The 5,045-nt window shown below is 55.8% G+C and carries 4 protein-coding genes; 1 reads left to right on the forward strand and 3 read right to left on the reverse strand.

Features of this window, described 5'->3' with window-relative positions; all coding sequences use genetic code 11:
• Window positions 1-2,316: 2,316 nt before the first annotated feature.
• Window positions 2,317-3,159 (forward strand): energy transducer TonB, encoded by an 843-nt coding sequence (locus MKK70_RS24795; protein WP_243950530.1) that lies wholly within the window; start codon window positions 2,317-2,319, stop codon window positions 3,157-3,159.
• Window positions 3,160-4,239: 1,080 nt separating this feature from the next.
• Here MKK70_RS24795 and MKK70_RS24800 read toward each other — a convergent pair.
• The 3 genes from MKK70_RS24800 to MKK70_RS24810 form a co-directional block, all read right to left on the reverse strand.
• Window positions 4,240-4,446 (reverse strand): hypothetical protein, encoded by a 207-nt coding sequence (locus MKK70_RS24800; RefSeq protein WP_243950531.1) that lies wholly within the window; start codon window positions 4,444-4,446, stop codon window positions 4,240-4,242.
• A gap of 134 nt (window positions 4,447-4,580) precedes the next feature.
• Entirely contained in the window at window positions 4,581-4,811 is a 231-nt protein-coding gene (locus tag MKK70_RS24805) for a hypothetical protein (protein ID WP_243950533.1), read from the reverse strand.
• Window positions 4,812-4,897: 86 nt separating this feature from the next.
• The coding region (locus MKK70_RS24810; RefSeq protein WP_243950535.1) for a sugar transferase at window positions 4,898-5,045 on the reverse strand (148 nt) is incomplete at its 5' end.

The following is a 5,045-nucleotide window of genomic DNA, read 5'->3' on the forward strand; positions in this document are numbered from 1 at the left end:
GGATTGCTGGTTCAAGGCAGAGTGTCGCTTTTATTTCGCATCGCTTGGGATTCAGAGGCTTACCGGGTGGGGGCACCAGTTAGAAAGGTATGCGTGCGATAAGTTCCCGCCAGGGCGGGCTTGGCTCGAGAGGCGCGAATCGGGCGCTGTGTCCGTCTTTTGGTTGACACGGGGATCCGGTCATCGAGAACCCGCAAGGGCTGATCGACGTGACACAACGCAACCCTGCGCCGCGCCCTGCGCTTCGCCTGGCCCGCCTCGCCGTCGCCGCCGGGCTGCCGGCCGGTCCGGCAGCGCCGATTCCGGCGTCTCGGACGCTGCCAGCCCGGCCGCCCGCCCGGCGGCGACGGCGAGGCCGGCCAGCCGACGCGCGGGGCGCGTCGCAGGTTTGCGTTGTGTCACGTCGATCAGCCCTTGCGGTTTCTCGATGACCGGATCCCCGTCTCACCCAAAAGACGGACACAGCGCCCGTTTCGCGCCTCTCCAGCCAAGCCCGCCCTGGCGTGACCTTATCGCACTCCACCCTTTCTAACTGGTGCTCCCACCCGTTAAGCCTCTGAATCCCAAGCGATGCGATATAAAAGCGACACTCTGCCTTGAACCAGCAATCCGATCGGGCAAAAGAGCAGCCCTACAACTGAAACCACGAGCCCACTCCATCAAAACCACCTTAGCCTCGGCATCTAACGAACTCGAGATGAAGCGAAATTTGCCCCAAGCAGCCCGCAGACGAGCAGGAGGACCTCCGCCTCGTAGCGACACGAGGATGCCCTACGCAGAGGTCACATCGGCACTACAACCACTGCTTTGATCCCTCGAGGCTCTTCAGGTACAAAAGAATATCATAGCCACCAGATTAGATAGTGCCCCATCTGAGAGTATTAAGTATTTCAGAAAACGCCCTGTCGAGCATAGAATGCCGTGCCCTTCTTGATTTTAGGATTTATCCTCAATCTCATCCAGCCGGCCTCTAGTTCGAGGCGTGATGATGCGCTTGAGTATTATGCAAAGATCGCTGCAGCATCGCTCTTTGCAGAAGTTCAATGCCCAAAATTTCGTGTACGTGCTGGGCAATTAACAACCCTGCGAATGGCAGCATCAGTCTCTAACAACGAAGAACCTATTATCGAGGATAAACTTCGCAAGTGGTCTATAGAGGTTCGACGAGCATACGTGCGGAATGGATCGGCGGACTGGTGCTCCGAGGTGTACGACCTGCTTGGACCGTCTGGAACAATGGAGAAAGAAATTTTGTCGAAATAAGCGATGTCGACAACGCCCAAACTTCGTCTAGCTTCCATTAGGGAGCATAGCCTCTTTCAGCGATTGCGCTCAAGATACGAGAGCAAGTCAATTGCGTGGCCGCAATTGAAAGTGGTCCATATTCAATCTGATAAGCCAGTGCTAAAAATAAGACACCAATAGGTATTCATTATATTATAAGATAATATCTATTGAGTCTGCTGTTCGATACGCCCAAAATCAACTTTATACTTAGCTGCAGCAGCATTAGCCGCAGCTTGCGACTTACGTCGAGCAATCACTGCCGCGTAGCGACGAGCACGAATAAGCTTTGCCAGTCGACGGTGGGCAAGAATTCGTGCGTACCTACGCGAGATGCGTTGGTTCGTTGACGCAAGCGTTCGGTCAACAATTGGGGTTGAAAGTAGCCTTGCTGTTGGCGAGGCCGATGCCAAATACCTGGCTGTCGTACGCGAGGATCTTTCTAAGACAGCAATGGGATCAACGAGTGCGGAGTAGCTCTTAGGGGATCGACGCGAAGCCGCCGGTCTTGAATCGCATCCGTCACAAATCGACCCGCTCAGCGTGCGAAACCCACGCTCCTCAGCTTGCCACTTCTCACGTAACGTTGCCGCTGACGAAGCCTCAGGCAGCAAGGCCAACGCAGCAAACACCAACGTTGCGTTGACGATGTGCGCATGAATTTTCACCGGCAACCTCGGCAGCATGACATCGGTATGAGCGCTTCGTGCATTCTCTGCGCCAGCCCAAAATGACACATTTTTCGATGAGGCCACGTCAACTCAGCCACGTGGCGACCGCATGACCATCTGAAATCATCGCTATGGTAAACATCTAAAAACTAGCTCTGCCTCGCAATATCAGCTACGGCGGAGTGCAAAATTCACAACTGCATGCTGTTTGTATCATGCGGAGCCAATCATAGCCACTCGATGCAGGGGCTACTTTGACAAGAGATTTTGGCCAAAATCAGGTTATGACCACCAGAGACTTCGGATCAACTACGAGGCTGCAGCTTGCATCGTTGACCTTCTCGCCTGCGGTTCTAAGCCCGTGATAGCAGCCGCGTTCAAACGAGCTCACCGGCGTAGCCAAGCACTTCTTGAGTCGCTCGCAGGGGCATCGGATCATAAAGTCCTCTGGGTTGCCTGTGTTTCCACGGCTCTACTTTTGCATGTAACATTTTTTGTATCGATCGCTGAAATATCTGTGCCCAAAGACAATGAAATTATATCAACGAAGAACAACGAAATTACCTTAGAGTTTGACGTTCTATCAGCTGAAGCTGCTGGAATGGCTGCTTCTTCGCTACCTGAAGATAACGTTTCAGACGAAAAACTAGCCGCTCGTTCGGTAGAGTCGCCAACGATAACGTCGTCGGAAGACAAATATTTTATTGAAGCAAGATCTAAAACATCAGGGTCAACTAGTCAGCCGGAGAGTCTGGCTCTGAGCTCAGCGAGGGATACACCCTCGCAAGAGAGGTTTCATTTTGAAGATGCGAATGCCCTTGCTCAGGCCGCGGCAGATAGAGCTATCTCAGAGGCACGGGCGCAGAATGCGAAACAGGCGGAGCAGCGCATACGGAAGACGTGGGAGAAGCAGCTTGTTGTCCACCTCACTCGCTACCGTAGTTACCCAACCATAACAGCCGATCAGAACGCGCAGGTTACTCTTAGCTTTGTTCTGGACCAGAGTGGTCATGTCGTGAGTGCTACGGTCGCCAAGAGTTCCGGAGAAGCAGCTATCGACCAAGCGGCACTGACTATGATGCAACGGGCCGATCCAGTACCGGCTCCGCCAGCTTCCGTAGCAGCTAAGGGCCTGAACTTTAGCCTACCAATTGTTTTCACATTGAACACAGGCAAAAGAAAAATGCTTCGGAAGGTTGAGTAAGCGTTAATTATATTGCAGCATCTTAAGCTTTATGACTATCGTGATGAGTCTTTTGTGCTTGAGCCAATAACACTTGCGAAGGCTGAGCGGCGGTATCGCTGGCGTACGATCTGATCGATCCTATGGCGGCATTAGAACGATGCCACGTCGTGGCAATGCCCAGGGAGGTGGCCCCTACCACCAAACGCAGCCAATCTTCATCCGCTGGGCATCATGACGGGACTCCCGCGGCTTTTGCGCGGTTTGAAAGCCAAATGCTGCGCGGGAAGCAAAATAGTTTTATTTTCTCTCGCCAAGCGATCAGAAATGTCATTATCATTCCTGGACCCGCCGGTGTGTGACCGCGTTGGTGGGCTCTTAATCGTTCTCGTGCACGATGGTCTGCGGGACGCTATGGGATCGTGATCATGCACTGGGCTGCCGTTGGCCTTGCCGCTTATGCCGTCGGCTTCCTCGAGTTCTGGCGCCTGTGTCAGGACGCCCCATTGATGCGAGAGGATCCCGTGTCGAACGCGCCGTCACCACGCTAGGTCCCGTACCAACCCAGCAGCCAGATCAACGTCCAGCCGATCGCGCCGATCCAACCGACGACGACCATCAGCACCATCATCAAGATCAGGATCGAGCCGAAACGATCGAACAAGCGCCGGCCGATCCCAACTTTCTGAACGGGAAACGGCGGATCCCCTGTTTCGTTTTGCAATAAACTCACGGCTCAGCCCTCTGTTTCGGACTGAGTAGCAAGTGACGCTCCCAAATTGTTCCATCACGAGCCCAATCGTCGCAGAGCGTTTACAGGGCTGCACGATCCAGGAATGTCCCCATAAGGTCGGGCTTTACCACTTACGTTGCTCGCCGCGCTTCCGGCTTGGAGTTCGTCGGCATGCGGTCTTTGCTCCGCACTTCAAACGTTCGACGCCGCTGCCCGGCCGCGATAAAGCGACCAAGGAACAGGCCGAGGGGGAGCGATACCGCGAACCAGCCGCCAAGAAGGCGCAAAGCCTTCCTCATGCGTCCTCCGACAGGGTAAATCCGCCAGACAAATGCCCCTCCGGTGGTGGCAAAAACGTCCGAAGGGATTCAGAAGCGCCGAATTCTGGTCGCAATACGCCGGGCAATCCAGCCCGCACTCCACTGCCAAACCCTGTCCGGCACCCCGTAAACGTGCCGTGCCACCGCGATGCTGCTCGCCAGCACCCAGAACACACCAGCCAAGGCATGCAGCCACAGGCCAGGAGCCTCGTCAGGCTCGGCATAGTCGTACCAAAGCGGGTCGTTCTCGTCCAAAGCTGATCCCTCCGCAGCGCAAACCCAGCGTGCCGCGAGGGTCTTAGCAAATCATTTACCAACCCGCTTGTCACCATCCGTGCGTGGCAGAACAGCCCGTCTCAGGCGGTCCCCACACACCATGATGAGGTGGATCAGGTTTCGTTGCGCATCGGGCGCATGAGTGCGCCGAGCAGGAAGGCCAGCTGCGCGCAGATCAGAAGCGTCAGGCCCCGGCGAACGCACGCAGCAGGGCTCAAGTGGAAGCTATAGACGCCATAAGCCACCTCGAGGGCTACGATCGGGACAAACACCACAGCCAGCCAGATCGAGCCAAATCGGCCCAACCCCAGGCCGAGCAGGGCATTCAGCAGCAAGGCCTTCATTACCTGTCTCCGCCGGCTGATGACAGCCAGGCCGGCGTCCTACCCTGCCCAGGATTGCCGCAGCAATGTCGCCCGTGCTGGTGGGGTCAGCGACTGCCGCGTTGAGCCAGGACCGCCGGGATCGTGCGCAGCATGATGGCGATGTCGCGACCCAGCCCCCAATGCGTAGCGTAATCGAGATCCAGCGCCACCCGCTCGGCATACGAACAATCGCTGCGCCCCGACACCTGCCAC

Source organism: Methylobacterium sp. E-041 (assembly GCF_022829665.1).
Taxonomy (GTDB): domain Bacteria; phylum Pseudomonadota; class Alphaproteobacteria; order Rhizobiales; family Beijerinckiaceae; genus Methylobacterium.

Excerpts from the sequence above, each read along its gene's own strand:
- MKK70_RS24805 (WP_243950533.1), bottom strand. The coding sequence starts at position 4,811 with ATGAAGGCCTTGCTGCTGAATGCCCTGCTCGGCCTGGGGTTGGGCCGA.